General features: G+C 51.9%; 24 protein-coding genes, 1 tRNA gene and 1 pseudogene. 23 read left to right on the forward strand and 3 right to left on the reverse strand.

Annotation, left to right across the window (positions count from 1 at the left end; all coding sequences use genetic code 11):
- Nucleotides 1–120: 120 nt before the first annotated feature.
- From GN107_RS04295 to GN107_RS04315, 5 genes and pseudogenes are all read left to right on the forward strand, one after another.
- A complete protein-coding gene (locus GN107_RS04295) occupies nucleotides 121–2,220 on the forward strand; it encodes a peptidoglycan D,D-transpeptidase FtsI family protein (RefSeq protein WP_155286725.1) in 2,100 nt (699 codons plus the stop codon).
- A 129-nt stretch (nucleotides 2,221–2,349) separates the two neighbouring features.
- The gene (locus GN107_RS04300; protein ID WP_155286724.1) at nucleotides 2,350–3,027 is read left to right on the forward strand and encodes a rhomboid family intramembrane serine protease; all 678 of its coding nucleotides are present in this window, start codon (nucleotides 2,350–2,352) and stop codon (nucleotides 3,025–3,027) included.
- Nucleotides 3,027–3,263, forward strand: coding sequence for a YqgQ family protein (locus tag GN107_RS04305; RefSeq protein ID WP_155286768.1), 237 nt, complete (start codon nucleotides 3,027–3,029; stop codon nucleotides 3,261–3,263). Before GN107_RS04300 ends, GN107_RS04305 begins: the two co-directional genes overlap by 1 nt.
- A pseudogene (locus GN107_RS04310) lies at nucleotides 3,256–4,215 on the forward strand (ROK family glucokinase). Before GN107_RS04305 ends, GN107_RS04310 begins: the two are co-directional and overlap by 8 nt.
- Before the next feature lie 35 nt (nucleotides 4,216–4,250).
- The gene (locus tag GN107_RS04315) at nucleotides 4,251–4,682 is read left to right on the forward strand and encodes a rhodanese-like domain-containing protein (RefSeq protein WP_155286723.1); all 432 of its coding nucleotides are present in this window, start codon (nucleotides 4,251–4,253) and stop codon (nucleotides 4,680–4,682) included.
- A gap of 121 nt (nucleotides 4,683–4,803) precedes the next feature.
- On the opposite strand, the gene GN107_RS04320 is transcribed toward GN107_RS04315, so the two are convergent.
- A complete protein-coding gene (locus tag GN107_RS04320) occupies nucleotides 4,804–4,983 on the reverse strand; it encodes a DUF3042 family protein (RefSeq protein WP_155286722.1) in 180 nt (59 codons plus the stop codon).
- A gap of 134 nt (nucleotides 4,984–5,117) precedes the next feature.
- Here GN107_RS04320 and miaA point away from each other — a divergent pair, with 134 nt between their 5' ends.
- The 4 genes from miaA to GN107_RS04340 all read left to right on the forward strand — a co-directional run bounded on the left by miaA (nucleotide 5,118) and on the right by GN107_RS04340 (nucleotide 9,408).
- Nucleotides 5,118–6,068: a tRNA (adenosine(37)-N6)-dimethylallyltransferase MiaA gene (gene miaA, locus GN107_RS04325; RefSeq protein WP_155286721.1), complete on the forward strand. Its 951-nt coding sequence runs from the start codon at nucleotides 5,118–5,120 to the stop codon at nucleotides 6,066–6,068.
- A 198-nt stretch (nucleotides 6,069–6,266) separates the two neighbouring features.
- Nucleotides 6,267–6,617: a MerR family transcriptional regulator gene (locus GN107_RS04330; protein WP_196246255.1), complete on the forward strand. Its 351-nt coding sequence runs from the start codon at nucleotides 6,267–6,269 to the stop codon at nucleotides 6,615–6,617.
- Between the two features lie 49 nt (nucleotides 6,618–6,666).
- Nucleotides 6,667–8,007 carry a type I glutamate--ammonia ligase gene (gene glnA / locus GN107_RS04335; RefSeq protein ID WP_155286720.1) on the forward strand — a complete coding sequence of 447 codons (1,341 nt, stop codon included), beginning with the start codon at nucleotides 6,667–6,669 and terminating at the stop codon, nucleotides 8,005–8,007.
- 345 nt (nucleotides 8,008–8,352) lie between these two features.
- Nucleotides 8,353–9,408: an LCP family protein gene (locus GN107_RS04340; protein WP_230678555.1), complete on the forward strand. Its 1,056-nt coding sequence runs from the start codon at nucleotides 8,353–8,355 to the stop codon at nucleotides 9,406–9,408.
- A 74-nt stretch (nucleotides 9,409–9,482) separates the two neighbouring features.
- On the opposite strand, the gene GN107_RS04345 is transcribed toward GN107_RS04340, so the two are convergent.
- Complete coding sequence (locus GN107_RS04345; protein ID WP_155286719.1) at nucleotides 9,483–11,843, reverse strand: Xaa-Pro dipeptidyl-peptidase; 2,361 nt, start codon at nucleotides 11,841–11,843, stop codon at nucleotides 9,483–9,485.
- A 238-nt stretch (nucleotides 11,844–12,081) separates the two neighbouring features.
- On the opposite strand from GN107_RS04345, the gene GN107_RS04350 reads away from it, so the two are divergent.
- From GN107_RS04350 to GN107_RS04365, 4 genes are all read left to right on the forward strand, one after another.
- A tRNA-Arg gene (locus GN107_RS04350) sits at nucleotides 12,082–12,155 on the forward strand.
- Nucleotides 12,156–12,466: 311 nt separating this feature from the next.
- Complete coding sequence (locus GN107_RS04355) at nucleotides 12,467–12,952, forward strand: DUF3862 domain-containing protein (protein ID WP_196246635.1); 486 nt, start codon at nucleotides 12,467–12,469, stop codon at nucleotides 12,950–12,952.
- A gap of 292 nt (nucleotides 12,953–13,244) precedes the next feature.
- A complete protein-coding gene (gene proB / locus GN107_RS04360) occupies nucleotides 13,245–14,081 on the forward strand; it encodes a glutamate 5-kinase (RefSeq protein WP_155286717.1) in 837 nt (278 codons plus the stop codon).
- The gene (locus GN107_RS04365; protein ID WP_371863475.1) at nucleotides 14,071–15,315 is read left to right on the forward strand and encodes a glutamate-5-semialdehyde dehydrogenase; all 1,245 of its coding nucleotides are present in this window, start codon (nucleotides 14,071–14,073) and stop codon (nucleotides 15,313–15,315) included. The genes proB and GN107_RS04365 overlap by 11 nt, the downstream gene beginning before the upstream one ends.
- 473 nt (nucleotides 15,316–15,788) lie before the next feature.
- On the opposite strand, the gene GN107_RS04370 is transcribed toward GN107_RS04365, so the two are convergent.
- On the reverse strand, nucleotides 15,789–16,031 hold the full coding sequence (locus GN107_RS04370) for a hypothetical protein (protein ID WP_155286715.1): 243 nt from the start codon (nucleotides 16,029–16,031) through the stop codon (nucleotides 15,789–15,791).
- A 107-nt stretch (nucleotides 16,032–16,138) separates the two neighbouring features.
- On the opposite strand from GN107_RS04370, the gene GN107_RS04375 reads away from it, so the two are divergent.
- The 10 genes from GN107_RS04375 to GN107_RS04420 all read left to right on the forward strand — a co-directional run bounded on the left by GN107_RS04375 (nucleotide 16,139) and on the right by GN107_RS04420 (nucleotide 22,887).
- The gene (locus tag GN107_RS04375; protein ID WP_155286714.1) at nucleotides 16,139–16,744 is read left to right on the forward strand and encodes a TetR/AcrR family transcriptional regulator; all 606 of its coding nucleotides are present in this window, start codon (nucleotides 16,139–16,141) and stop codon (nucleotides 16,742–16,744) included.
- A gap of 228 nt (nucleotides 16,745–16,972) precedes the next feature.
- Nucleotides 16,973–17,281 (forward strand): 50S ribosomal protein L21, encoded by a 309-nt coding sequence (rplU, locus tag GN107_RS04380; protein ID WP_155286713.1) that lies wholly within the window; start codon nucleotides 16,973–16,975, stop codon nucleotides 17,279–17,281.
- 48 nt (nucleotides 17,282–17,329) lie between these two features.
- Nucleotides 17,330–17,620, forward strand: coding sequence for a 50S ribosomal protein L27 (gene rpmA, locus GN107_RS04385; RefSeq protein WP_155286712.1), 291 nt, complete (start codon nucleotides 17,330–17,332; stop codon nucleotides 17,618–17,620).
- A gap of 120 nt (nucleotides 17,621–17,740) precedes the next feature.
- The gene (locus tag GN107_RS04390) at nucleotides 17,741–18,814 is read left to right on the forward strand and encodes a M24 family metallopeptidase (protein WP_155286711.1); all 1,074 of its coding nucleotides are present in this window, start codon (nucleotides 17,741–17,743) and stop codon (nucleotides 18,812–18,814) included.
- Nucleotides 18,815–18,884: 70 nt separating this feature from the next.
- Nucleotides 18,885–19,442 carry an elongation factor P gene (gene efp / locus GN107_RS04395; protein ID WP_155286710.1) on the forward strand — a complete coding sequence of 186 codons (558 nt, stop codon included), beginning with the start codon at nucleotides 18,885–18,887 and terminating at the stop codon, nucleotides 19,440–19,442.
- 32 nt (nucleotides 19,443–19,474) lie between these two features.
- Entirely contained in the window at nucleotides 19,475–19,909 is a 435-nt protein-coding gene (locus tag GN107_RS04400) for an Asp23/Gls24 family envelope stress response protein (protein WP_155286709.1), read from the forward strand.
- A complete protein-coding gene (gene nusB / locus GN107_RS04405; protein WP_155286708.1) occupies nucleotides 19,909–20,322 on the forward strand; it encodes a transcription antitermination factor NusB in 414 nt (137 codons plus the stop codon). The genes GN107_RS04400 and nusB overlap by 1 nt, the downstream gene beginning before the upstream one ends.
- Nucleotides 20,323–20,440: 118 nt before the next feature.
- A complete protein-coding gene (gene xseA / locus GN107_RS04410; protein ID WP_155286707.1) occupies nucleotides 20,441–21,796 on the forward strand; it encodes an exodeoxyribonuclease VII large subunit in 1,356 nt (451 codons plus the stop codon).
- Nucleotides 21,783–22,040: an exodeoxyribonuclease VII small subunit gene (locus tag GN107_RS04415; protein ID WP_155286706.1), complete on the forward strand. Its 258-nt coding sequence runs from the start codon at nucleotides 21,783–21,785 to the stop codon at nucleotides 22,038–22,040. Before xseA ends, GN107_RS04415 begins: the two co-directional genes overlap by 14 nt.
- 19 nt (nucleotides 22,041–22,059) lie before the next feature.
- Entirely contained in the window at nucleotides 22,060–22,887 is an 828-nt protein-coding gene (locus GN107_RS04420) for a polyprenyl synthetase family protein (RefSeq protein ID WP_371863476.1), read from the forward strand.
- Nucleotides 22,888–22,889 lie beyond the last annotated feature (2 nt).

The raw sequence follows: 22,889 nt of genomic DNA on the forward strand, positions 1-22,889 counted from the left end.
GTGTACCCTCCAATCGGCGGATGTTTTGATGAATTCAGCATACCACGAGCAGCGGGTGCATGGAGTTAGCACTGCAATTTTGGTACACTGGTAAAGATTATAATTAAAGGAGCTACTTAGTTGAAGTATATCCGTACACCGCGTCCGAAGCGGCAAAAATCATCAATTCCCTTCCGGCTGAACTTCCTGTTTTTCGTGGCGTTCTTCCTGTTTGCGATGCTCATCGGCCAGCTGGCTTACCTGCAGATCACAAACGGAGCCCGTTTTGCCACCGAAGTTAACCGGACTGGGACGACCGTTGTTACTGGTAATGTCCCCCGGGGGCTTGTTTACGACTCCAAGGGCCGGATCATGGTGAACAACAAGGCTAATGCCGCCATCACCTACACCAAGAACATTGCAACCTCCACCGACCAAATGTACAAGACGGCCAACCGCCTGCAACGTTACATAACGGTTGATGCTAGTAACCTCCAACCCCGTGATGAACGGGACTACTTCTTGGGTGATAAGAATAACCTGAAGAAGGTCAACGCGCAGCTTAGCAAAGCCCAGCTCAAGAAGAAGGGCAATGCCTTGTACCAGCTTGAGCTGAAGGTTGCAGCACGCTTGATGCCGTCATTGACCGCGCGCCAAAAGCAGGCCGCGGCGATTTATAAGGTGATGAATGGGGCGACGCAACTATCCACCGTGTACATCAAGAACAACAACGTGACCTCTAAGGAGGTCGCGGTCGTTGGGGAACACTTGACTAGTCTACCGGGGGTCAATCTCGGGACGGACTGGGACCGGAGCTACCCGAACGGGAAGTCAATAACTAGTGTGATTGGGACGGTCAGCTCAGAAAAGTCAGGGCTACCCCGCGAAGAGCTGGACAGTTACCTCGCCAATGGTTACGCCCGTAACGACCGCGTTGGGACTTCTTACCTTGAGAAACAGTACGAAGATGCGCTTCGGGGCAGTAAGTCGCAGACAACGGTCGAAATCAATGATCAGGACCAAATTGTTAGCCAGGTTCAGAAGTTTGCCGGCCAACAGGGGCAGAACCTTAACCTGACAATTGATTCGAGCTTCCAGAATCAAGTTCAACAAATTGTTAAGAAGTACTACTCACAAACGCTGGCAACTGGGGATGCATCCCTTTCTGACGGTGCCTACGCGGTCGTCTTGAATCCCAATACCGGTGCGGTGCTCGCAATGTCCGGGATCTCGCGTAATCCAGACACAGGTAAGCAAACCGACGATGCTCTCGGTGTGATCAACCGCGCCTTCGTCATGGGGTCCGCCGTCAAGCCCGCTATGGTGTTGGGTGCTTTGCAGCAAGGAGTCATTAGCCGGAGTAACAACACCCAATCTGACGAGCCCATCTACCTGAAGGGTGCACCCGTCAAGAAGTCAATTTATCCTGCTGGCACTTTTGGTGCAATGAACGCTCAGCTGGCGCTTCAAGTTTCTAGTAACATCTATATGATGCGCCTAGCCATGAAGGAAGCTAACGCGAGCTACGTACCGAAGTCCGTTATGACCATGAAGCCCGACATCTTCTCCATTTTGCGCGGTCATTTTGCCCAGTTTGGTTTGGGGACCAAAACGGGGATCGACTTGCCTGGTGAGGCACTGGGGGTCACTGGTGCCGATTACAACGCTGGCGGGCAACTAGCTGTTGGGTCCGCACTGGACTTGTCCTACGGGAACTATGATTCCTACCCGCTGATCGAAATGGCGCAGTACGTCAGCACCATTGCTAACGGAGGCTACAAGATGCAGCCTTACGTTGTGCAGTCGATTTCCCAGACCTTGTCAGATGGTTCTGAGGGCCCGGTTGTTTCGACAACGCAACCCAAAGTGCAAAGCAAGGTTCTTTCCAGCACGGAAGATATTAACTTTGTGAAGCAAGGTATGTGGCAGGCGGTTCACGGGACCAACGGGTGGACCACGGCGACCTCGCTTAGCGACCTGAACCCTGGAGTTGCTGTGAAGACCGGGACCGCACAGACCTTCTCACATGGCCAAGAAACAATTAACACGTCCTTGGTTGGTTTTGCACCGGCGAAGAATCCGCAAATTGCGATTGCCATCGTGATTCCTGATATTGGGCAGGCTGCCGACAAAGCTTTCTTCAACCAGAAGATTGCGCATGATATTATCTCGGCATACTACAAGAGTCACCACATTGCTAAGGACAAGGGTTACAGTGCTCACCAAACTAACATGCCGTAAATGCATCTACCAATTCGGCAAATGCCTAGTTCTGGCGCATGAAAGGGTATAGCAATATTCATGCGTGAATGCTAAAATTTTAATGTTGGTCTTTTATAATCAAACTATTCAAGCGAAGAGAGGTATGCCATGCGCGATAGAGACTGGTCTGAGCGACCTTTTGTCACTTACCTATTGATTGCGGCCTGCGTGCTGATGTTTCTGCTCGAAGCAGTGGCTGGGGGGTCAACTTCCACCGCCGTTTTGGTGCGACTGGGCGCGCGCGTAACGCCGTACGTCTTTGCGGGAGAGTGGTGGCGCTTAATTACCGCGACCTTCCTGCACATCGGGATCATGCACATCGCGATGAACATGCTGACGCTTTGGTTTCTGGGGCCACTTACTGAGCAGCTGTTCGGGCACACCAGATTTGCGGTGATTTACCTGCTCAGTGGTATTATCGGCAATTACGCCGGCTTATTTTTCAACAGCCCAAACGTCGTTGGCGCCGGTGCGTCTACCGCTTTGTTTGGAATGCTGGGCGCCTTCTTGATGATTGGCGACAATTTTAGAGATAACCCAGCGGTTGCGGCGATGACCAAGCAGTTTTTGATTTTGATCGGAATCAATTTACTGTTTGACATCACCCAGAGCAACATTGATATTGCCGGTCACATCGGGGGCTTAATTGGGGGCTTCCTCGTGGCTGGCGTTTGCGGGGCACCGCGGTTTGGCCGCATCAGCACTTGGAAACGGGTGTTGATGGGGGTCATCCTTGTGGTCAGCCTGCTGCTTTTGTACTTTGTTTATGGGGGTTCTTTGTGGTGATTAATACTTACAACGATATCCTGCAATTACTAAAGCGTTTTGGCACTTATATTCACTTGGGCAATCGGCTCTACGACATGGAGCTAGCGGCGATTGAACTCGACCGCTTGCACAAGGCCCAACTAGTTGATAATGAAACTTATGCGCGGGCCAAAATCGTGCTTAATCATGAACACGAGGAAGAACTGAAGCATCCCCTCAAACTTACAAAATGGAGGAAAAATACAAATGACTGATAAGAAGCTGATTGGTGTTGACTTGGGCGGTACTACCGTCAAGTTCGCCATCCTCACCGCCGATGGTGAGATCCAGCAGCGCTGGAGCATTGACACCAACATTCTGGACGAGGGTAGCCACATCGTCCCAGACATTATTGACAGCATTAACGAGCACTTGGATTTGTACAACATGAAGCCTGCTGACTTCTATGGTATCGGCATGGGCTCACCTGGTTCAGTTGATATTGATGCGGGGACCGTTGTCGGGGCCTACAACCTCAACTGGAAGACCAAGCAGTTCGTTAAGCGCGACATTGAGAAGGGGACCGGGATTGCCTTCAAAATCGACAATGACGCTAACTGTGCCGCAATGGGTGAACGCTGGAAGGGTGCCGGTGACAACGCTAGTGATGTGACCTTCGTTCCGCTTGGCACTGGTGTCGGCGGTGGGATCATCGCTAATGGCCACCTTTTGCATGGTGCAGCCGGTTCTGCCGGTGAAATTGGCCACGTGGTGGTTGATCCTAACGGTTACCTTTGCACCTGTGGCAACCATGGCTGCCTCGAAACCGTTGCTTCCGCGACTGGGATCGTCCGCGTTGCGCGCGACATGGCTGAAGAATTTGCTGGTGACAGTCAGCTCAAGGCGACCCTTGATGATGGTGATGAAATCTCATCCAAGATGGTCTTCGACCTGGCTAAAGAGGGCGACAAGCTCGCAGTTGCAGTTGCTGACCGGGTATCTTAGTTCCTCGGTTTCGCACTCGCTAACCTCGCTAACACGCTGAACCCCCAGTACATTGTTATCGGTGGTGGGGTCAGCGCGGCCGGTGATTTCCTGCTTTCCCGCGTCCAGAAGAACTTTGAAAAGTACACCTTCTCCAACGTGCGCACTTCAACCCAGGTCCGGCTCGCTACTCTTGGCAATGCTGCCGGTGTGATTGGTGCAGCAAGCTTGGTATTGGAGTAAAATAAACTTATTACGTTTCTAGGAGGCAGTTGGATATGGTGCACGGAGCAGGCGTTAATTTTCTAACTTTGATTTGGATCGTCATCGGTCTGATCTTGGTTATTTGGGCGGTGTCATGGTTTTACCGTTACTTCATGGCTCGTCGTTACAAGCAGTATGGTGGGGAATTAGACGCCGAACAGTTTGAAACCACGATGCGCAAGGCTCAGGTCATTGATCTGCGTGAAAGTAGTGAATTTGACAAGGGTCACATCATGGGTGCCCGGGACATGCCTTACACGCAGCTCAAGGAGAAAATGAGCGGGCTGCGCAAGGACCAGCCTGTTTACCTCTACGACACGACCGGTGCGCTCTCATTGCGGGCCGCAAGTCGCTTGCGCAAGGCTGGTTACACCCAAATCTACTGGCTCAAGAATGGTTTTGATGACTGGTCAGGTAAGACTAAGGCTAAGAAGTACCCAGATTAAAGCGCGCTGCCTTTGGTTCTGATTCCAAAGGCGGAGCAAAAAATCACCCGTAAGCACAAGGTTTCGTGTTTACGGGTGATTTTGCGTTGATAGTCACAATGTGAAAAGTCCGGCTACGCTTCTAGAACTGGTGGGCAGCGCGAGACTTGCGAATGGCCTTGCGCCGGTTCTCATTGATCTCGTCCACCTTGGTCTCAACAGGGTCGATGTAAGCCTTCTTGAAGGTGACAATGGTTGCAGCGACGGCACCGAGGGTAGCCAGGGAACCGATTAGGAAGCCGGTACTAAATTTGTTTTTCATGTTTTTCCCTCCTGTCTAATGCTTCGTATGAGTTGGTATAACTTCATTGTAATACTTCGCGGCCACGAACAGAAGTAAAAATTGTGGCGGTTTCATTTTCGCAGTGACGCTCACGAAAGGAGTAACACGGATTCATGGCAGATAAGCAAGCAAAGCCGCAAGTGCTCATGATCGGTGGACCAACCGCCGTCGGTAAAACAGCCCTCGCGATTCGTTTGGCACAACAATTTGAAGGCATCATTATCAACGCTGATGCCTTTCAAATCTACAGGGGGATGGACATTGGCACGGCGAAACCGACCGGAGCTGAACGCCGCGCCGCAGAGCACCGCTTAATTGATATTGCCGAGCCGGATGCGGGTTTCTCCGCCGCGAAATTCGTCGCCTTAGCTAAGCAAGAAATCAGCCGCGCACTGGCTATGGGCAAGTTACCGATTCTCGTCGGGGGAACTGGTTTTTACCTCAACGCATTGCGGCTTGGCTTAGCTTTGGGTGAAAAGGGTGCTGGTCCCGAGCGGCAGCGATGGCAACAATATCTGGTTGCGCACGATTCCGTCTCACTCTGGCAGCAGTTAAATGAGCGCGACCCCAAAGCCGCAGCGGCAATTCCCCCTGCAAACACACGGCGGGTCATTCGCGCACTTGAGGTCATTACGACCACTGGTGAATTATTTTCGGCGCAGGCCGAAAATGAACCGGAATTCGACTGCCTTGTGCTCGGTCTAAACACGGAGCGCAGTGTCCTTTACGAGCGGATCAATACTCGGGTTGATGCGATGATGCACCAGGGGTTAGAACAGGAAGCACGGGCCGTGTTTGCGCGTTATGGTGCTCAGGCCCAGGGCTTAGCCGCAATTGGCTACAAGGAATTCATTCCTTATTGGCAAGGGGAACAGGACCTGCCGACCACAATCGAATTGATCAAACGCAATTCCCGGCGTTACGCCAAGCGGCAGCTGACGTATTTTCATAACCAGATGCCGGCACACTGGTTTGATTTGGTTGCTCACCCTGAAGAAGATCAAGAAATCAACAAATTGGTATATGCATGGCTAAGCGGACCGATAGCACCGATACCAGGGTAAATTTGCTGATTCATGCCGATTTGCCAATTACTTATTTACGCCGAATCTTGAATGAAATGCCGATTTGACGCCCTTCATGAAAGCTGCCAACGCGACCGTAACATTGTTTCACTAAAAATGTTAGAATAGCTAACATAAATGGTTGACCCCCAATTGGCATGCTTGCTATACTGACAAAGTCGAAAGGGGGAAGCGTTCTTGGCACAGGATGATATGTTACGGCGACGGGACGTTCTCCCGATTGGTACAGTGATCAACCTCACCACTTTAACCGCGCGGCAGATTCGTTACTATGAGGAGCAAGGGTTAGTGAAGCCGAGTCGCAACGCCGGCAACCACCGTATGTATTCGCTCAACGATGTGGATTCACTGATCCGGGTAATGAATGACCGCAAGGCGGGAATGAGTCTGGCGGATATCAAGCGGGTGCGAGCTAAGCGGGCGCAGAGGACTAGTGATTCCGCGGCCCGGCGAATGCTCCAGGACGAGTTACTGCACCAGTCGCCTTTTGGCCAGACCGACGACGGAACGTTTCGGCGCGGGTTTTAGTTTTAGTTAGGGTTCCAAAAAATGTGTATACAGAATAGGAGAGGGATTAATGGCTCGCAAAGTGTTTACTGCTGATGAAATTCGCCAGAGTGTTAAGGACGAAAATGTTCAGTTTTTCCGTTTGATGTTCACCGACATCAACGGAATCATTAAGAATGTTGAGGTGCCAGTGTCACAGCTTGAGAAGGTGTTGGCTAACAAAATCACGATGGACGGATCCAGCATTGACGGGTTCGTGCGGATTGAAGAAAGTGACATGGTCTTATACCCTGACCTGTCCACTTACCTGATTTTCCCATGGGGCAACGAACACGGTCGGGTTGCGCGGCTGATTTGCTCAGTTCACCGGCCAGACGGTAAGCCATTTATGGGTGACCCCCGGAACAACTTGATCCGGGTGGTTGAAGAGATGAAAGCTAAGGGCTTCACCAGCTTCAACATCGGACCAGAGCCAGAATTCTTCCTCTTTAAGTTGGACGAGAACGGATTGCCAACGACTCGTTTGAACGACAAAGGTTCTTACTTTGATTTTGCACCACTGGATCTTGGTGAGAACTGCCGCCGCGACATTGTGCTTGAACTTGAGAAGATGGGCTTTGAAGTGGAAGCTTCCCACCACGAAGTCGCTCCTGGCCAGCACGAAATTGACTTCAAGTACGCCAACGCCCTTGAAGCCGCTGATAACATCCAGACCTTTAAGTTGGTTGTTAAGACGATTGCGCGCAAGCATGGACTCTACGCAACCTTCATGCCGAAGCCTTTGCATGGCATTAACGGTAGTGGCATGCACATGAACATGTCGCTCTTCACCAAGGACGGAAATGCCTTCTTCGATCCAGACACTGAGGAGCAACTTTCCGATGCCGCAATGCACTTTCTTGCCGGCTTGCTCTACCACGCGCGTGCTTTGACGGCCATTAACAATCCGATTGTTAACTCCTACAAGCGCTTGGTACCAGGTTTTGAGGCTCCAGTTTACATCGCTTGGTCCGGTCACAACCGTTCGCCTTTGATCCGCGTTCCTTCTGGTCGGGGCATGTCCACTCGTTTGGAAATGCGGAGCGTTGACCCTGCGGCTAACCCATACCTCTCCATTGCCGCAATGCTTGAAGCGGGACTCGATGGGCTCAAGCAAAAACTGCAGCCTGAAGAAGCAATCGACCGCAACATCTACCGGATGAAGCCAAGCGAACTTAAGGCTAACCACATCCAGGATCTGCCAAGCACTCTGCACAACGCCTTGAAGGCCTTAGAAGATGATGATGTGATTGTTGCCTCCATGGGTGATCACCTCTACCACAGCTTCATGGACTCTAAGAACATGGAGTGGGCTGCATATCGGCAGCAGGTTAGTGAGTGGGAACGCGATCAGTACCTCGAATTGTACTAATAACTAACTAAACTAATTCACAAATGAGTCTGTCTTCCAATCAAGGGCAGGCTCATTTTGTGACTATTGGCAAAGCTTTGTTGAACCGCGCGAATATTGTTAAGCATTCTTAATCACCAAGTGTGCTCGATGCGCGTACACTAATTAACAGGCCTGACCGGGGGATGTTGGCCGCACCCAAGCTGTCTTCATGGGCATTACTGTTCGTCAGCTGACATTGATCTACTAACTGGTGTGAGGGCTGGCGGAGTTAAGTTGCACCATTGCGGCAGAATTAAGCTGGAAACGTGGAATCCAGAATTCGCATGGTATACTTGAAATAATTCATTTTAAACGAGGTACGACATGAGACAAGAAGCACGACGGGTGCAACCCAAACACCCAATTTTAAATTTCTTCCTGACCGCTATCGTTGCCATGGTGGTTGTGGCGGGTGCCTATGCTTTTCGCATGTACGGGGACACCAAGAACGCAATTAATGGAACTTTCCAGCAGATCAGTGGCCGCGCTAACGCGAGTGCCCGCATTAAGGAGAACAAGCCGCTGTCCTTTCTGTTATTAGGAACGGATACGGGTGCGTTGGGCCGCAGCCAGAAGGGAAACTCAGACACGATGATTCTCGTCACTGTGAATCCCGAGACTAAGAAGTCAACGATGGTCAGCATTCCGCGGGACACGCTGGCTAATATTCAGAATCGCTCGACCCGTAACCTGCAGAAAGTTAATGCCGCATACTTCTTGGGCGGATCAACTACAGCTGTGAAGACAGTGGAGAACCTCCTTGACGTGCCAATTGATTACTACGTGACGGTTAACATGGGTGGCTTGTCCAAAATTGTTGATGCTGTTGGTGGTGTTGACGTCAACGTGCCATTTTCTTGGGACGACACTGCCCACGATGCCGGGGTCTTCACCAAGGGACCGGCGCATCTGAACGGGAAGCGGGCACTGCAATTTGCCCGCATGCGCGAGCAGGATCCGAAGGGTGATTACGGGCGACAACTGCGGCAACAAGAAGTCATCAAGGCCATCATGAAAAAGGTCCTGTCGACTTCGACCATTGCTAATTACGAACCGCTGCTCAACTCGCTGAAGGGAAATCTACAGATGAACCTGACCTTCGACGACTTGGTTGCGATTGGGTCCAGTAGTAAGTACCGCGCCGCACTTGGTGATTTAAAGCGCGACCAAATCAAGGGTACTGGCGCGTGGATCGGTAATGGTAGTTACCAGGTTGCCTCCACAACGGAATTGCAGCGGGTGAGTGATCTCGTTAACACCAGTCTGGGGCGGAACAAGGTCGTCCTCGATAACGCGGTTACGCGCGAGAATGCTCAGAACTACAATTTTGATTGGGGTTCAGGCAACAACCCAACTTACTACATTTACCCGGGTGAATAAGTCCAAAGCGAAGCAAGCCAAAAAGGGCCGTGAACATGTCAATTAGACACGTTCGCGGCCCTTTTGGATTGCACTTAGTCGTTCTGCTTGCGGACTGGCAAGGTCAGGACACTCTTGCTTAAGTCAACGGTGTATTTTGTTGCTCGTCGTGGCCGAATGGTTTGGGCCATGTCCGCCCCGTGAATGATGAGTGCGAACTGGCGCTCGGCTGGCAAGCGGTAGCGAGTCGGTTGCAGGTCGAAGTCCAGATCAACGAAACGGTTCGGTTCGACGGTGACACTCTCTGCTGCACTGTGCGGATTTTGCAGGTTGCAGTGCGCCAAACTGATCAACTTGGCCGCACTAGGTTTTTTCGCTAAGCCGAACTCAAGGATGTTGTCCTGACTGAAGTTAAAGCCCTGCGGATAGGCTTTTGCCCCGACCACAGCGGCGTTGGGCGTGAAGCGCTTGGCACTACCTAAGTCGATTAGCCGGGTACTGACGATGGCCGTTGCGCCGTCCACCTTGACCCGCAGGTGCAGGTGCGCGGTGCCTTCGATTACCGTGTCATTGGCGCTGACGGGGAGCTTTAGCACCAGTCGCGAGTCGGCGTATGCGGATTCAGGTTGGATGATGGCCGTTTCGTAGCTGGCACTGGTATCACCAGCCGCGGTGAAGGTGCTAAATGAATTGTCGGTGAAGCTAACCTGACCGTCACCAAGTACGTGGTCCACGGCGTCAACGTTGCCGCCACGGCCAAAATCAGCCTCTTGTACCCAAGTTTCGGGTTGAACGTTGTCTTGAATGAGGAGGTCGGGCAAGACATTTAAGGCGTCGTTGTTAACACCCAACAGTTTCGCACTTAGCCAGAGGTTCATCTGGTCCGTGAAGTCCAGTGAGCGGACGTTATTCAGGTAAACGTGTTGGCCTTGGTGCAAGAACATCTTGTGGCGAATCGGTAAGCCGGCGACCGCTTTATGGAACTCAATCACGTTGCGGGGCTTAACGTTCCAGTCGTTCAAACCGTGAACGCTCACGATATCACACTTGATATTTGCAACGTGCTTGCGGTAATTACGGGCGTCCCAAAATGGGGTGTAGTCGCCATACTTGCGGTCCTGCAGTCGCTCCAAATCGGCGAGGCGTTGTTGCCAAGCCGCATTGACTTTGTTTGCGTCACCGGCGGCCTTTATCCGGGAGTAAGTGTCAACGGCGAGTACATCCGCGTCTTCACCCTGAAAGCCCCCAGGAGCAACGACAAGCCCATTCTCGCGGTAGTAGTCATACCAGCTCGAAATAGCGGATTCGGAAATGGCAGTCTTGAGTGCGGGGGTGCCACTGGTTGCCGCGGCGATGGCCAGGGTGCCGAGGTAGGACTTGCCGGTCATCGCCACACTACCGTTGCACCAATTAGCTTTGATTGCCGTGTACCCAGTGCGGCTGGTGAAGGCGCGGCGCGTGCCAGCAAGCCATTCAATGACTGCAACGGCACTAGCCGTTTCGTCCGGGCCGCCAGTGCTACGTAAACCATCAGAGCCCATGGTGCCCACGCCTGCCGAGTACACCGTCGCAAAACCGCGCGCCAAGAAGTAGTCATTCAATGAGTAGATACCGTCCTCATTGGCCGCAGCAGCGGTCTGGTCCGCTTCGGCATCAACGCGGCGGTGCGGTAGGTCGGCCACTTGGGGCGCTTGTGCTGGAGCTTGGGTCCGGGCCGGCTTGACTGCTAATTCTGGTTCAGGATCGTGGGTTACGGCAGTCACGTCGTTGGTGCCGTGGAAATAAGGGTTAGCTGTGAACAAGGCTGGCACTCGCAGTTGGGGACCGCTCTCAACCGGCCGAAAAATGGTGGCTTCCAACATGTCGCGCTCGCCATCGCCATCGGTGTCGAGGTCGGATTCGATCCAGACGCGCTCACGGATGATTTTGCTGGTGTCAAAAGTCGGGAGTGCCTTCCCATTAAAGATTTTGAAGTTGCCGAGCTGTTGCTGGAAGAAGCCGCGGGCAGCAAGAGCGTCGATCAGGGTGACGAGATTCTTGCTGCGGGTGTTCAGCAGCAGGTAAACCGCCCGCACCAGGTCGTCTTGGGTGGCAATCGCAGTTTGCAGGTGCGGCAGCAAGGTCTGATCCATGAATTCCAAGGCGTGGCCATATTTGAAGTCAATGCCGACTTCAAAACTCAGGTATTGCAGGGCCACGGTGTAAAATTGTTCTCCCGTGAAGCTTGTCGGCTTCTGGGCTAGAAACGCGGCCAAATCGGTTTGTTCATCCACCGCCCGGTCGGCAAGAGCTTCTTGTGTAGTTGCCGCGTCTTGGGCTTCTGGTTCAAACTTAGCGAAAATCGCGGCGGCCAATTCTGCAAAAGAAGGCGCGGTCGTTGGCAGCCCGATTGTCGTCAGCTCGCTCTTTTGCGTTTGCAAGTCTGGTGTCAGCCGTGCAAATTGATTCAATTTCATCTTGATTACCCCATTCCTTAATATGTATGTTCTAATCGTTGCCTAATAATGATTTTAGACATCTGTCAGACTGAATACAATGGGCGCGGGAATAATCAATTGCACGGTAGCGGCACCGATTCATCAACACTCTGTAACTGGCAAGATTCCGCCGGTATAACTGCCGGCAAATCGGCTTTAAGATAATCTTAGTTATTGACAAAAGTCCCTAATCTTCGCTAAACTTGAATCTAGCTTTGCGATAGTAGCTCAGCTGGATAGAGCAATGGTCTTCTAAACCATCTGTCGCGGGTTCGAGCCCCGCCTGTCGCATTTATTAGCAAATTTGCTTAATAGGTTTGCACCCCGGCCGGAAGCTAATCAGCGCTTCTGGCTTTTTTTGTGGAGTTAACGGCAATTAATTGAATTCGTTTCCATTGCTTATACCGCGCGTATATAGTTGAAGTAGATGTTAGTCACTGCTGATCATTTTGTCGGTGGGGGAAAATCGTCATGAAGAAAACTGTCACTTTAGGCTTGCTTGCCGTTGCTGGCATGACGCTTAGTGCTTGTGGTGGGGCAATGCTTCCCCGTCTAAATCAGCCGGTGCGTCTTCGAGTAGCAAGAAAGTTAACGAAGATAAGTTGTCGCTAAGCGATTTTGAATCGATTCAGCTTGGTGACGTCGCAAAAGACGGCGCTGGCGGGGTCACAAAGGAGGAATTAGTTGCCAAGTGGGGCAAGCCCATCAGTAGGAGTAATTCGAGCTTTCAGAACGTCCAGACTGAGCTGCTGACGTGGAACAAAGTTGCAAATGCCGATTTCACCGCCACGTTTACGGTGCAGCTAGCGAACAAGCGCGTGGTCCAGAAAGCAATTCAGGGGCTCAAGGTACGGCGGGAACGGCAGCTCACCCTAGATGACTACAACGCGATCCAAGCCGGGGACACGGAGAGCGATGTTGTCAGTCGGCTGGGAAAACCGAATGGGTACAGTGAAAACATTTTGAACGGGATGGTCACTAAGGAGCTGAGCTACACCAGTGACATCAAGGGCCAAGCCGGGGCGAATTTTGCGGTCACTGTTCAAAACGGGCAGGTCACCTTGAAGTCCCAGGTAAACATGGAATGAACGGTACGCACGCTAAGCAAAATTGCTGAATTTACTTGACAATAGTAAGCACGACCCGCATAATGCAACAGTGAAGTGGTCATAGTAGTGCCGCACAGGAAGACTGGTCAGCGATTGAAAGCCGGTTCAGGTGCACGAATCCAAGCCACTAGGAACTGTTAATTTTAATATTGATGTTAAAAGTGTGAAGCGCTGCTTCAAACGAGGATGGTACCGCCCGGCGACGGGTGCCTCGGTTGAAGTGGCGCTTTTTTTAAGCAGATGGCAATTGTGAGCGAGGAGTAATTTGGTAATGAAGCGGGTTATGGATGCAAAACGGGTGGTCGTGAAGGTGGGGACAAGCAGTCTCATCTATCCGACCGGGAAAGTTAACTTACAGGCTATTGACCGTCTGGCTTACACACTGGCCGCACTAAACAATCAAGGCTACGAGATGATTCTTGTTTCTTCTGGGGCCATCGGGGTCGGGCTGGACGTCATGCATATGCAGCAACGACCGGATGCGATTGCTGAGCAGCAGGCGCTGGCAGCAATTGGGCAGTCGGAGCTCATGACCTTGTACACGCAGCGTTTCAGCGATTACGGTGCTCAAGTTGGGCAGTTATTGCTGACCCACGATATTTTCGAATTTACACTGAGCCGGCGCCACGTGCTGGACACCTTCAACACTTTGCTGAAACGCAAAATCATTCCGATCGTCAACGAAAACGACTCTGTTGCGGTTGATGAACTGGATCATCTGACCACCTTTGGGGACAACGATCAGCTATCTGCGCTGGTGACTACACGTGTGGATGCGGATTTGCTGATTGTTCTGTCCGACATTGATGGTTTGTATGATCGGGATCCGAACAAGTTCGCGGATGCCCGCATTCAGAAGGTAGTACCAGAGATTACGGACGCAATCATGACCGGTGCTAGTGGTAGTTCTACGCGTTTTGGCACGGGGGGGATGGTCACCAAACTGCGGGCTGCTGCGCGGGTCATGGCTCATGGCGACAAAATGGTTTTGGCAAACGGTAGTGATCCGCGCGTCATCATGCAGATTCTGGCGGGTGAAGACGTTGGCACCTTATTTTGCAGGCAAACACAGGAAGGGCTGGTTACTAATGAACACAATGGCGAATAACGATTTGGAACGCATGGGGCGTGCAGCTAAGGCCGCCGCTTATGATTTGGCACAGCTGCCAACTAGTCAGAAGAACGCAGCCCTGCTGCAAATGGCCACCGACTTGCTTGCTGCAACGCCGCAGATTATCGCCGCTAACGAACAAGACTTGGCCGGTGGGCTGGTACAAGCTAAGTTTGTCGACCGCTTACGGCTCACGGACGCACGGGTGGCCGATATGGCGGCTGGTTTGCGTAATGTGGCCAGTTTAGCCGACCCCACAGCAGTGATCGATAAGGGCTGGGAAACAGAAGCTGGTCTCAAAATCGAACAACGCCGCGTCCCGCTCGGTGTCGTGGGGATGATTTACGAGGCCCGGCCAAACGTGACTGTTGATGCGGCCGCATTGACCTTTAAGAGTGGGAACGCCGTTATTTTGCGCGGCGGCAAGGAAGCAATTAATAGTAATGTCGCCTTGGCAAATGTACTGCGGTCCAGACTCCAAAAGAGTGGCTTGAATCCGGATGCGGTGCAACTGATTACGGATCCGAGCCATGAACTAGCCGCCCAGTTCATGCACCTGAACGACTACCTAGACGTGCTCATTCCCCGGGGCGGTGCTGGACTCATTCAGGCCGTGGTGCGCAACGCCAGCGTTCCCGTGATCGAGACTGGTGCTGGTAATTGTCATATCTACGTTGACGCCAGTGCCGACCTCAAGATGGCGACAAATATCGTTGTCAATGCCAAAGTGCAGCGCCCGTCCGTTTGCAATGCAGCGGAGAAGCTCCTGATTCATCGAGATGTGGCCGTGCAGTATTTGCCAACGTTGATTGCCGCACTGCGGGAGCATGGCGTCGAGGTACGTGGGGATGCAGCCACGCAGGCAATCGTTAGTGACGTCAAACTTGCTACAGATGCTGACTGGGACACAGAATATAATGATTTGATTATGGCGGTGCACGTGGTTGATTCGGTGGACGCTGCGATTGCCCACATTAACCAGCACAACACAAAACACTCCGAGACCATTGTCACCAATGATTACGCTAATTCTGAACGGTTTTTGCAGCGCATTGACGCTGCTTGCGTGTATGTGAATGCTTCCACTCGCTTCACGGACGGGGTTGAATTTGGTTTTGGCGCCGAAATTGGCATTAGTACCCAGAAATTGCACGCTCGGGGACCAATGGGGCTAAGCCAGCTGACGACGATAAAGTACGAAATTCGTGGTAATGGTCAAATAAGGTCATAGTTGACCAGTAGCGGCCCATTAACTACTGAAAGCGACTCCATTTCCAGCAAAAAACTTGCATATGCAAATAGGCATTTTTTAAGTGAAGGTGGTATACTAAACGCGGTGAGCAGTTGTCTTGATGTGCTCAGTTTGAGCACTGATTGGGGGCGACTTTAATGCTTGAGACGTTGATTTCAGTAGTGTTGATGAGGGCAGGAAATAGGGATCGTACGGGATTGGTAACGCACCTTAACTTGAGGGTGTCGCAAGCGATTGCCAACCGCTAATTTTGGACGCACAACTGTTAATTGTGCTGGCGAGCAGTTTTTTCGTTCCAAAATTAGTGATTAGCGGCGTTTGTGAACTTGTCCTGTGCTATGATGGTGTTGCTTGGCAGGGGCACCCGAGTACATTTTTGTACTCGGATCCACATAAAACGGCCACCCATCATTGTGGGTGACCGTTTTTTTGTGAAGAAATATTTGCTTGATTTAGTGGCGGTGTTTCTGCATCCGGTAGTAATAACGCAAGCCGTACAGTCCGGCAATTATTAAAATCATCCACACCACCAACAGGAAGGTGAACACACCGAAACCAAACATTTTACCGGAAATCATGGTGATAATTAATGCTAATACCACGGCTGCAATTGTCCCCAGCGGTTTTGGTAACTCTAGTAATAGCACTAAGAGTAGCACACTAACTAGTATGTAAATGATGATGTCGATTAGCATTATTGCCACCTCCTGAGTGCAGTATAAATGAAGTACTCGTGGTGAGCAAGTAGACAGCAGATAAAGGGCTTGGTATAATTTGTGGGCTGGTTTAGGAGGTGAACTAAATGGCGGATAATGGTAAACGTCAAGTTGATGCACGGGTTAGAAAGACACGATTACGCCTGAGAAGGGCTTACTTCTCAATGCTTGAAAATGGCGAGCGGCTAAATATTGCCGCAATCAGTAAGCGTGCAGGCGTGACGCGTGGTACTTTCTATCAGCACTATCACGATAAGGACGAGTTTTTGCGGGCGGTGATGGCTGATAGCGTTAATGACTTCATTAACGCTTGTGTATACGTTCGTAGTGGTGATAAGGGTCCAGAACGCATGAATTTGCACGAGGGACTTGAGTATTTGGTCCGCAAGGAGAACGGTTTTGCGATACTCTTTACTAGCGCGAGGGGCGACGACTTCGCGAACAAGTTCGCAGATGCGCTTTGTGATAAGATGCGGCAATACGTGGCTCAACAACAGGTTCATCCCAGCACGACTGCGCAATTTAGTGAAGACGACATTCTGCATTTAGTCGCAACGACGAACGTGTTGGTGTTCAAAGGGTGGCTGCTTGGCGGAATGCGGCGTAGTGCAACTTATGTATATGATCTTGTTACCTTCGCCGCGGACCGCTTAGCTAGTGGCCAAACCGATATTCGCGGTTTCTACTATTAAGGCTTAAGCAGAACTGATAGTGGTGGGCGCTCAGCACCCACTTTTTTCATTATCGAGAAGATTTAATGCATTTGAGCTTGTATAAAGTTAGAAGTATTGATAGAATAGCAACGTTGTATTTGTCACCCTGCGACTGCAACCGCACGGCGGTAGGTTTTAAGCGTAAGCACCTATCCCGGCGAGTAATCAGGGAATCAGCCCATAATTGGGCACGTAGGAGGTGTACACATGTACGCTATTATTAAAACTGGCGGCAAGCAATACAAGGTTCAGGCTGGTGAGGCTGTCTACGTTGAAAAGCTTGACGCAGAAGAAGGCTCCACAGTTACTTTCGACCAAGTTATCTTTGTCGGCGGCGATGAAACCAAGATTGGCACGCCCGTTGTTGAAGGTGCTACTGTAACCGGCAAGGTTGAAAAACAGGGCCGCGAAAAAAAGGTTGTTACTTACAAGTACAAGCCTAAGAAGCACCAGCACCAGAAGAAGGGCCACCGTCAGCCATACACGAAAGTTACGATTGACGCAATTAACCTTTAATCTAGCGGAGTAATCCGCACCATTCATTAACCATGGAGGTGTATCACAATGGAAATGCAGAATCTTGAGTTCCTCTCCCACCATAAGGGGGGCGGTTCCACTTCTAACGGCCGTAACTCCGCTGGTCGGCGTCTTGGTAGCAAGCGCGCCGATGGTCAGCTCGTCAAGGCTGGTAACATCTTATACCGTCAGCGCGGTACTAAGATTCAACCAGGGACGAACGTTGGCCGCGGTAGCGACGACACGCTCTTCGCAACTGCAGACGGTATCGTTAAATTCGAGCGTCTTGGTCGCGATAAGAAGCAGGTTTCCGTATACCCTGCTCCTGCTGAAGCTTAAATCAGCTAATGGGAACGCCCCGGTTACGGGGCGTTTTTTTGTATCAGGCGGCAAGATCCCACGCAGTCAGCTACCGCTGGCGATGCGTACAAAGTACTTTTCTTTGGGGAGATAGCGAATATGTCGAGAATTGAAGCATTGCGCAAAGAAATGATCGGGGCCAAGCTTGATGCCTTGCTTGTCACCGACCCCGTTAATGTATCGTATCTGACTGGCTTTACGGGCAACGAGAGTGCGCTTATGCTCACTCCGGATGCGGGAACTTTCATTACCGATTCCCGATTTGCAGAGCAAGTGCAGCAGGAAGTCAGCGGTTTTACCGTGCAGCTGCACACTACGGGCTTGTTGCCAGAAGCGGGCGAGCTCGCTGCCGCTGCTGGAGTCAAGGTTTTAGGTTTTGAAGCTGACACCATGACCTACAGCGACTACAGCTTGTTGAAACACTCCTTTACTGGGCAGTTAAAGCCCGCTAGCGATTTCGTTGAACGCATTCGTGAGGTCAAGGACGACGATGAGCTCATGCTGATTGAACGGGCAATCGAAATCGCCGAGGCAGGCTATGATCACGTCATCAAGACCATCAAGGCGGGCATGACCGAACTGGCCGTTGCTACCGACCTCGATTTCTTCATGCGCGGATTAGGTGCTTCCGGACTATCATTTGAAACGATTGTTGCCTCCGGTGCGCGCTCCGCAATGCCGCACGGTTCAGCAACAGACCGGGTCATTCAGGATGGCGATATTGTCACCCTTGACTGGGGCTGCGTGTACAAGGGTTACGTTTCGGACATTACTAGGACCTTTGCAATTGGTACTCCCGACCCTAAACTCGATGAAATTTACAAAATTGTTTACGCCGCTAACCGGGCTGTTGCTAAAATTATGGGTCCTGGGGTGACTGGTGCTCAGATTCACGCCGCGGCGCACCAAGTAATTGATGGCGCCGGCTACAAGCAGTACTTCGGCCATGGAACTGGTCACGGGATTGGCCGGGGCATTCACGAGGGTCCAGGTGCTTGGGGCCGCTATATGCAGGTTGAGCAGCAGCCTGGTAACGTTGAAACGGATGAGCCGGGAATTTACCTGCCCGAAATCGGTGGCGTGCGGATCGAAGATGATCTGCTTGTTACCCGTGATGGCAATCAACAGCTGACGGCATTGGCGCCGGCGACATTACCACATATTAATAACTAGTGAGCGTTCGCCTTGCAAGCCGCAGCGAGCCTTGCTATCATGGATAAAGAATAACTCTTGGAGGAAACGCATGATTTCAGTAAACGATTTTAAAAACGGCCTGACCATTGAGGTTGATAGTGACCTCTGGCGGATCGTTGAATTCCAGCACGTTAAGCCAGGTAAGGGCAGCGCGTTCGTGCGTTCCACCCTTAAGAACCTGCGGACCGGTGCTGTGCAAGAAAAGACCTTCCGTTCAACAGAAAAGGTTGAGAAGGCCCAGATTGACACTAAGTCAATGCAGTACCTTTATGCTGATGGCGATACCTACAACTTCATGGATAACGAGACTTACGAGCAGATTGCACTTTCAGCTGACCAGCTGGGCGACACGCTCAAGTACCTGAAGGAAAACATGATGGTTCAGATCATGATGCACGGTAACGAAACACTTGGGATCGAAGTGCCAAAGACCGTTGATCTTGAGGTGACGGACACCGAGCCTGGGATTCGGGGTAACACTAGTTCAGGTGGTTCCAAGCCTGCAACTCTTGAAACTGGTTTAGTGGTGCAAGTACCATTCTTTATTAACAAGGGTGATATGTTGACCATTAACACATCGGACGGTACCTACATTTCACGTGCATAAACGAAGCATGATAATGACGGGAGGTCATGAGCATGGCTGAAGATTCAAACATCATTTTGACCGGGCGCGAAGGCAGCACCGGAACGATTGAAATCGCGCCGGCGGTCTTGGAAGTCATCTTAGGCATCGCGGCGGTTAACGTCGAGGGTGTTTACCAGATGCGTGGTAGCTTGGCGTCGAGTATCAACGCCTGGTTCGGCCGGGTTAACCGGGGCAAAGGCGTTGATTTGCATGTCGCTGACAAGCAGCTGAGCGCTGACGTGTATGTTTACCTCAACTACGGTGTTTCTGTCCCAAAGGTTGCCTTGAGTATGCAGGAAACATTGCGGGAACAGATGCTGTACATGACCGACCTCGAATTGGCTGAAGTGAATGTTCACGTTGTTGGTGTTGTGCCTGAAAAAGCCGACAAGGTTGATACTGCCGACTTGTTCGCAGATGATGATGATACCGAGGAAGACAAATAATGCTTAAACGCCACGAAATTCGCGAAGCCGCCTTTAAGGTGCTCTTCGCACTTGACACGAGCCCGGATGCAGACCGGGACATGGCATATGCAGCAGCACTACCTGAGAACGAAGCAGTTCCTGCTTATATGTTGAAACTGATTGACGGGGTTACCGCCAATCAGGATGCTTTGGATGCCCAGCTTAGTACCCACCTCAAGAAGGGCTGGACACTGAAGCGGCTTTCCAAAACGGACCTGATCATCTTGCGTCTCGGTTTGTTTGAGATTACTGATGAGGATGACCTACCTGCAAAGGCGGCTATCAACGAAGCGGTCGAACTTGCCAAGACATATGCAGATGAACAGTCTGCCAAGTTCATTAACGGGGTGCTCGCGCACTTCGTGGATGCAGAGGACACCGCTGCGAAGTAAGACCAGACAGGAGTCGAGACAATTGTCTCGGCTCCTGTTTGTACATACGTACTGGCAGAGGATTTTGCCCGCTTTTGCGGATTCTCTAAGTAGACATTACAGTAAAGGAGGCAGTTAAATGGATCCAAGTGATTACTTAACAGTCACCGCACTGACCAAGTACATCGCCCGTAAGTTCACCAATGACCCTTATATGCAACAGGTTTACGTTGCGGGGGAAGTTTCTAACTTTCGGCAGCGGCCGGCGCACCAATATTTTTCGCTCAAGGATGATCATGCCAAGATCAACGTGGTGATGTTCAAGAGCGCCTTTGCGAAGGTGAAGTTTCAGCTGGAAGAGGGGATGCGCGTACTAGCGGTTGGGCGCATTAGTGTGTACGAGCCAAGTGGAAACTACCAGATGACAATTGAGCGCTTGGAACCTGATGGTATTGGGGCGCTGTATGCGGCTTTTCAGCAACTGAACAAGAAGCTCGCGGCTGAGGGTCTGTATGATGTCCACACTAAGTGGCCGTTGCAACGCTTTCCGCGGCGAGTAGCTGTTGTGACCAGTCCGAGCGGAGCCGTTATCCACGACATTATTACGACCGTGCGGAGGCGCTATCCGCAGCTGGAAATCGTGCTGTTTCCGACCCAAGTGCAGGGCGATACTGCGGCTCCGGATATTGTCCGCCAACTAGGACGCGTCAATCAATTAAGCGGTTTTGATGCCGTTATCGTTGGGCGCGGCGGTGGCTCGATCGAAGACTTGTGGCCCTTCAACGAGGAAAGCGTTGCCCGCGCAATTGCCGCGATGAAGATACCGGTGGTTTCGTCTGTTGGCCACGAAACGGATGTTACCATTGCCGATTATGTTGCTGACTACCGTGCAGCGACGCCAACTGCTGCGGCCGAGTATGTTACCCCGGTCACATTGAGCGATGCTCAAGATATGGTCAAGAAAGACTTTCAGCGGCTGGTGCGTGCACAGCAGGCCTTGCTGCAACTACAGCGGAGTCGTTTGGACCGCGCCCGGGCTAGCGTGATGTTCACGCAGCCAGACCGGATGTACGATGGCTACGTGCAGCGGGTTGACCAGCTGCGCTTGCGGCTCGTACAGACTGTGCCAGCTCAGGTGCGTCAGCTGCGTGGTCAGCTCACACTTGCCAGCAGTCAACTCGTACGTAGCGGACTGAAACAGCGTATTAGTCAGGACCTGAGTCGGACGCAGAATCTTAGTGAACGCTTATTACGGGCGCAAGAGAACCTGCTAACGCATTACCGGCAGGAATTAAGCAGCAGGTCGGAGGCGTTAGATCACCTTAGTCCACTCAAGACAATGGGCCGCGGCTATGCTTATGTCAGCGCCGATGATGGGAGAATTTTGCAAAAGACGGCTGATTATCAGGTGGGTCAAGAGGTCAATATTCACACAGCAGACGGGCGAGTACGGGCGGCAGTAACCGCCAAGGAGGAACAAAGTGGCAGCAAGTAAAGAAACAGCTAGCAAGCAGAGTGATAAAACTTTTGAAGAGAACTTGCAGGAGCTTGAGGCAATTGTTAATCAGCTCGAGCGTGGTGACGTGCCATTGGAACAGGCACTCAGTCAGTTTCAAAACGGGGTGCAGATTGCCGGCAAACTCGACAAGACGCTGAAGAACGCCGAGGATGCCGTGGCCAAGGTCATGACCGAAGATGGGGAGCTGAAGACTTTTGACACAGACAAGTCCGAGTCTTAAGGAGTTCAGCGCGGCGCAGATGCCGCCGCTCGAGGACATGATGCACGCCTTCTTGCGGGAAAGTCATGATGAGCATTTGCGGCAAGCGATGCAGTATTCGCTTGATGCCGGTGGGAAGCGGCTGCGGCCGTTGCTAACGCTGGCGACTTGCGTAGTTCTCGGCGGTGACGTGGCTAACGCGCGCCCGGCAGCGGCTGCCGTGGAGTTTGTGCACACCTACTCCCTTATTCACGATGACTTGCCAGCAATGGACGATTCCGATATGCGCCGCGGGCAGCCAGCTAACCACATCAAGTTTGGCGAGGCAACGGCGATTCTGGCCGGGGATGCGCTGCTGACGGATGCTTTTAGCATGTTGGCACGGACACCAGACCAGGTACTCATTCCTGATTTATTGATGACTCTTGCCACCGCTGCGGGCTCGCAGGGGATGGTCGCGGGACAGATGCAAGACATTGATGGCTCGCACGAGCAGTTGGATAAGGCAGCACTGATCCGGCTCGACCGGCATAAGACCGGGGCGCTGCTGCGAGCAGCCGTGCGTAACGGTGCGCTTTGCGCTGGGGCGAGTCTGAAGCAGTTGCAGCTGCTGGATGATTTCGCGGCCGCGTTCGGTTTAGGTTTCCAGGTCAAGGATGATATCGAAGACGCCAGCGGGACCGTTGCGGAGCTGGGTAAGCCTGTTGGCCAGGATGTGGACAACGCCAAAAATACTTACGTCGCCCTTTATGGCTTGGCCGGTGCGCAGAATAAGCTGCAGGAGCAGCGGCAGCTGGCCCGGAAGGCACTGGCCCAGCTTGATGGCAACATGGCCCTGTTGGAACAGATCACGGATTATTTGAATTAGGA

It is taken from the genome of Lacticaseibacillus zhaodongensis (genome assembly GCF_009687905.1).
Classification (GTDB): Bacteria; Bacillota; Bacilli; order Lactobacillales; family Lactobacillaceae; genus Lacticaseibacillus; species Lacticaseibacillus zhaodongensis.

Coding starts and splice junctions, on each gene's coding strand:
- GN107_RS04320 (WP_155286722.1), bottom strand. CDS start 4,983: ATGAAAAACAAATTTAGTACCGGCTTCCTAATCGGTTCCCTGGCTACC.
- GN107_RS04345 (WP_155286719.1), bottom strand. CDS start 11,843: ATGAAATTGAATCAATTTGCACGGCTGACACCAGACTTGCAAACGCAA.
- glnA (WP_155286720.1), top strand. CDS start 6,667: ATGGCTCGCAAAGTGTTTACTGCTGATGAAATTCGCCAGAGTGTTAAG.
- GN107_RS04340 (WP_230678555.1), top strand. CDS start 8,353: ATGAGACAAGAAGCACGACGGGTGCAACCCAAACACCCAATTTTAAAT.
- GN107_RS04370 (WP_155286715.1), bottom strand. CDS start 16,031: ATGCTAATCGACATCATCATTTACATACTAGTTAGTGTGCTACTCTTA.
- GN107_RS04365 (WP_371863475.1), top strand. CDS start 14,071: ATGGCGAATAACGATTTGGAACGCATGGGGCGTGCAGCTAAGGCCGCC.
- GN107_RS04420 (WP_371863476.1), top strand. CDS start 22,060: ATGCCGCCGCTCGAGGACATGATGCACGCCTTCTTGCGGGAAAGTCAT.
- GN107_RS04390 (WP_155286711.1), top strand. CDS start 17,741: ATGTCGAGAATTGAAGCATTGCGCAAAGAAATGATCGGGGCCAAGCTT.
- xseA (WP_155286707.1), top strand. CDS start 20,441: ATGGATCCAAGTGATTACTTAACAGTCACCGCACTGACCAAGTACATC.
- miaA (WP_155286721.1), top strand. CDS start 5,118: ATGGCAGATAAGCAAGCAAAGCCGCAAGTGCTCATGATCGGTGGACCA.
- nusB (WP_155286708.1), top strand. CDS start 19,909: ATGCTTAAACGCCACGAAATTCGCGAAGCCGCCTTTAAGGTGCTCTTC.
- GN107_RS04375 (WP_155286714.1), top strand. CDS start 16,139: ATGGCGGATAATGGTAAACGTCAAGTTGATGCACGGGTTAGAAAGACA.
- proB (WP_155286717.1), top strand. CDS start 13,245: ATGAAGCGGGTTATGGATGCAAAACGGGTGGTCGTGAAGGTGGGGACA.
- rplU (WP_155286713.1), top strand. CDS start 16,973: ATGTACGCTATTATTAAAACTGGCGGCAAGCAATACAAGGTTCAGGCT.
- GN107_RS04315 (WP_155286723.1), top strand. CDS start 4,251: ATGGTGCACGGAGCAGGCGTTAATTTTCTAACTTTGATTTGGATCGTC.
- GN107_RS04300 (WP_155286724.1), top strand. CDS start 2,350: ATGCGCGATAGAGACTGGTCTGAGCGACCTTTTGTCACTTACCTATTG.
- efp (WP_155286710.1), top strand. CDS start 18,885: ATGATTTCAGTAAACGATTTTAAAAACGGCCTGACCATTGAGGTTGAT.
- GN107_RS04400 (WP_155286709.1), top strand. CDS start 19,475: ATGGCTGAAGATTCAAACATCATTTTGACCGGGCGCGAAGGCAGCACC.
- rpmA (WP_155286712.1), top strand. CDS start 17,330: ATGGAAATGCAGAATCTTGAGTTCCTCTCCCACCATAAGGGGGGCGGT.